We start from the raw sequence: 4,481 nt of genomic DNA on the forward strand, positions 1-4,481 counted from the left end.
CGTAGTCGGATGCTGCCATCTGTCCGGCCTCCTGGTGCAGCTTTTCGTGCTGCGGGCCCGTATGGGAGTTCGCGGACCGGAACCACATCACCCGCAGCGTGCTGATGAAGCACGGTGGAAAGCCCTGGTTCTTCCGGTCCCGTCTCGCCGACTGTTTTGCCATACTCTCCTTCGTCCGCCTACGTCCTTCCGGCGACCTCTGGTCCGGCCCGGCTTACGCCGCGACCGAGACCGGAGCCCTGTAATCCTCGTTCTTCGTCAGCACTGCCCAGACGATGCGTGCGGTCTTGTTCGCGAGCGCCACCGTGACCAGCATGCGCGGCTTGCGCGCCATCATCTGTTCCAGCCACGATCCCGCGGGTGCGCCGCGCCTGCTTGCCTGGAGCACGACCGCACTGCTGCCGATGATCAGTAGCCGACGCAGCGTTCGCTCGCCCATCTTCGAGATCGCGCCGAGCCTTTGCTTGCCGCCGGTCGAGTGCTGGCGCGGTGTAAGCCCGACCCATGCGGCAAAGTCGCGGCCCTTGGCAAAGGTGCCGGGCGGAGGTGCAAGTGCGGTGATCGCGGTTGCCGTGATCGGTCCGATGCCCGGGATCGTCATCAGCCGCCGCGCGGTCTCGTCTTCGCGGGCACGCCGGGCGATCTCCCGATCAAGTTCGGCAATGCGCTCGCTCAGCACCGCCATCTGATCGAGCATTATCTCCAGTACCGGCCGTGCGCTCTCGGGAACCGTGTCGGGATCCTCAAGCAGTGCGGCCAGCTTCTTCATGTGCGCCAGGCCTTGCGGCGCGATCCAGCCATGCTCGGTCATGTGACCGCGAATGGCATTGCTGATCTGCGTGCGCTGCTTGACCAGCAGGTCGCGGGCCCGGAACACCAGCGCGGCTGCTTGCTGCGCTTCGGTCTTTACTGGCACGAACCGCATGCTCGGGCGCTGCGCCGCCTCGCAGATGGCTTCAGCATCCGCAGCATCGTTCTTCTGGCGCTTCACGAACGGCTTTACGTAAGCTGGAGCGATCAACCGGACCTCATGACCGAGCTTTGTCAGCTCACGCGCCCAGTGATGCGCGCCCCCGCAAGCTTCCAGGACCACCTGGCAGGAGGGCTGCGAGGCAAAGAACGGCAAGAGCTTTGCCCTGCTGATCTTCTTGCGAAGCACCGCACGGCCCGACGCATCGGCCCCGTGAACCTGGAAAACAGACTTTGCGATATCCAACCCGATGATGCTAACTTCCGACATGGACGCCTCCTCTCTAGTGGTGTTCAAACACCTCCACTATGGCACATCGATGCCGCCGGGGGGCGTCCACCCCATCACCCCGTTCTTGCCGCAAAGACCAAGGGTGGTTTGTGCCAGAAGCGGACCGGAAGTTAGCGACGCCCAGTTGGTCATATTCCCAAGCTACCTGACTTCAGGAACAAGCTCCCACGATTCGCCTTCGGGAGCGAACGGCTTCGCGCTATAGGTTCTCTCGTTGCAACTAAGTCCATCGCACTCACCGCTCGGTGTGTCGAATGGACATCCCACTGAAATTCCGACGAGCCGTCTTCGAACACCTTCCAGCGATTAATCAGGATCAAGTTGTCCAAACCGTTCATCATTGCGTTGGGGGCTAGTGAACGGAGAAAAAGAATGCGCAAATCTATTAAACAGATCGCTGTGTTAGGTGCTGGTATCGGTGCCGTCCTTGGGTCCTCTGTCGCCGCGCAATCTCAAGGCGATCCGCAGCGTCCTGGCGAAAGCCCTCCAGGTTTAATCAAGGCATTGTCAAATGCGATGCCCGGCATTCAAAAGGCCCTGATGTCCTCTGAAGGTTCGAACAGTCGCCTACAGGACTTACCCGTTAGCGTTTAAAAAGCTTCTCAACTGAGGCTGGCTGGACTTCAGGTGGAGCGGCGCTGGCAGCATCGCTCCACCACAGGCTCGGCAGCTTGGTCTGCAATCCACCCCGTTTGTGACCTATCTGCCCAAGGTGGAACATCCTAAAAGCGGTCGGTCGTAGATCGACGACCTAGCAAACATGTCATCAGGCTGCCTATGATCAGAGCATGAAGAAGCGTCTGGCAGTTGTAGCACTTATATCCTTGGTCATCGGTGGATGGGCAGGATGGTCTCTCAGCCAGTTTTTTGGCGTCGATGCTTGTCTAGATGCCGGCGGCAGATGGGAAGATCGAGGCTCCTACTGCTTCGGAGCACGCCCTGCTGGGGAATAGCACGATGTGGCAGGGTAATGCTCTGACATTTCCGTTTCCAACCCCGTTTTTGCCGTTTCTGCCCGGCGGGTTGATCACCAAATCCGGACCTTCCACTGCCGACGCCAAAGTGGACATCAATTGCATTCCACTAGCGCTCGACAGGTAAAGCAGGATTGGAATCGACCATGACAAACGGCGAAATTTGATCCAGCACGCTTCTGTTGGCTTCAGGAGACCTCAGATGGCGTCCATCTTTAAATGTACCGTCGCTTTCACTGCTGCGATTTCCGCGACGGGCGCACAGGCGCAAACTCTGTCCGACAATGATCTGCTAGCGATCGACGAGGTCGCTGCAGAAGCGATGGCCGCACGGGCTATGCCCGGACTGGCCATCGCCATTAGCGGACGCGATGGAACCATTACCTCCCGCGCATATGGTCTGGAAAAAATCGAGTCCGGAAAAGCGGTTGACGAGGACTCGGTCTTTCGCCTCGGTTCGATTTCCAAACTGGTTACATCCGCCATAGTCATGAAGCTTGTCGAGCACGGCAAGCTATCTCTTGACCAGCCGGTTCGAGACATCCTGCAAGGACAGTACGGTTCCAGTTCGATCCCTGCTTCAGTGACCGTTCGGCATCTTCTCAATCATACTTCCGGTCTGCCCGATTATACACGCGAAGAACTAGAAGACGGTGTGGCAGAAGGTCTTTTTGAGCGTGACCGTCTCGTAACGGTTTTGCAGCGCCCACCAGTGAATCGGGCCGGTGAAGTCTGGCGATATTCAGACGCCAATTATTCCCTTGTCTCCGTGATCATCGAGCACGTGACTGGTCTGTCCTATGATGATTATATCGAAGAGGTGTTCGCTCCGGCAGTAGGCCTTCGATCCCTACGAGCGTGCGACACTTCCCAATCCCACAAAGTGACTGGTTACTTGGCAACCCGAAGCGGATTTGTGCTGGAACCCGCTTATGAGGTTCGTGGCTTGCTAGGGTCGGGTGGACTTTGTTCGACAGCGCCGGATCTCGCCGACCTTCCCGCACGGTTGATGGACGGATACTGGATCAAGCCAGAAAGCCTGCAGCAAATGTTGGGCAGAACAGAGTTGGAAGATGGCGTCGTTGTCGATTACGGCATGGGTGTCCGGGGCGGTATTCTTGGTGATAATCGTGCTTGGGGGCATACCGGAGGGGGCCTGCACGGCGCATGGGCCGCTCTCTCTCACGACATTGCTAGCGGGTACAGCATCGCAGTTGTTGCCAACGGAACCGGCAGCGAACTGGATGCCAGCGTCATTCATACCAGAATAGCGCGGATAGTGCTCAACCCCGGAGACCTTGAAGATCTGATGCTGAGCGAGGCCGAACTGGATGTTCTCTCTGGCGCTTACGCTCGAGGTTCCAACATTACCTGTATCTTCGTAAGCGATGGCAAATTGTTCAGAAGGCGTGTCGAAAGCGATGCACCGGCGGTGCAACTGCTGGCCCAGGACAGGCTGCGATTTGGTCGTAGCGACTACCCACTCGATCGTATCGTGTTTCAAGCGTCTGATGGCCCTTCGCCGGCTTTTCTCATGTATTATGATGGATTGTTTGCAGAGTACTGGGTCCGGGAAGACGAGGAAGGAAACGACTTGAGATGTGATGCGACTACAAATCTCGATGAATAATCAGCGTCCATTTTCCACCCCGTTCTTGCCGTTAGAACGGTGCGAGGTCTGGGCGAAAAGCAGCCTAACAGCTAGCGTCTTTGCAGATGTCGGTAAATTAGGCGAGCTTGAGGAATGCGTTGTTTCTACGTCTTGGTCCATGGACGATTACGATGGTTTATCGCACCCTCTGAAGATGACCGAGACGTAAGTCAGCCAGCTGGCCTTTACTGCCACAGATATGTGCTCGCGTCCGATCGAAAGGCCGCTACCCGGAAGGCCTGCGATAGCGTGTTCGCTAATCTAGATAGTCGAACTGGGTGGATGCGTGATGGTATCGCTGAGCTAGAACTGGAAGCCGAAGAGGTGCTGCAGGCGTCTTTTCTGAAAGCATTCTTGCCCGTCAACCGAGGGCATACATTCTACGATAGAGAGTAGGTCCGCTCGCCATCCCGTTCTTGCCGTTTCTGCCCGGCGGGGTGATCACCAAATTCGGACTGAGGTGGTCCCGGAAATTTGGACAGGGTGCTAAGCTAATCCCGACCTGAGGAATGGACGGGAAATGAAGAAGACGAGGAAGCGCTACAGCGCGGAGTTCAAGGCAAAGGTGGCGCTGGAAGCGATCCGGGGTGACCTG

General features: G+C 57.5%; 2 protein-coding genes. One reads left to right on the plus strand and one right to left on the minus strand.

Features of this window, described 5'->3' with window-relative positions; translation table 11 throughout:
• Positions 1 to 214 precede the first annotated feature (214 nt).
• A complete protein-coding gene (locus AC13CE_RS03365) occupies positions 215 to 1,240 on the minus strand; it encodes an IS110 family RNA-guided transposase (protein WP_482971475.1) in 1,026 nt (341 codons plus the stop codon).
• 1,197 nt (positions 1,241 to 2,437) lie between these two features.
• On the opposite strand from AC13CE_RS03365, the gene AC13CE_RS03370 reads away from it, so the two are divergent.
• Positions 2,438 to 3,865 carry a serine hydrolase domain-containing protein gene (locus AC13CE_RS03370; RefSeq protein ID WP_482971476.1) on the plus strand — a complete coding sequence of 476 codons (1,428 nt, stop codon included), beginning with the start codon at positions 2,438 to 2,440 and terminating at the stop codon, positions 3,863 to 3,865.
• Positions 3,866 to 4,481 lie beyond the last annotated feature (616 nt).

Source organism: Qipengyuania sp. B-5 (genome assembly GCF_056857815.1).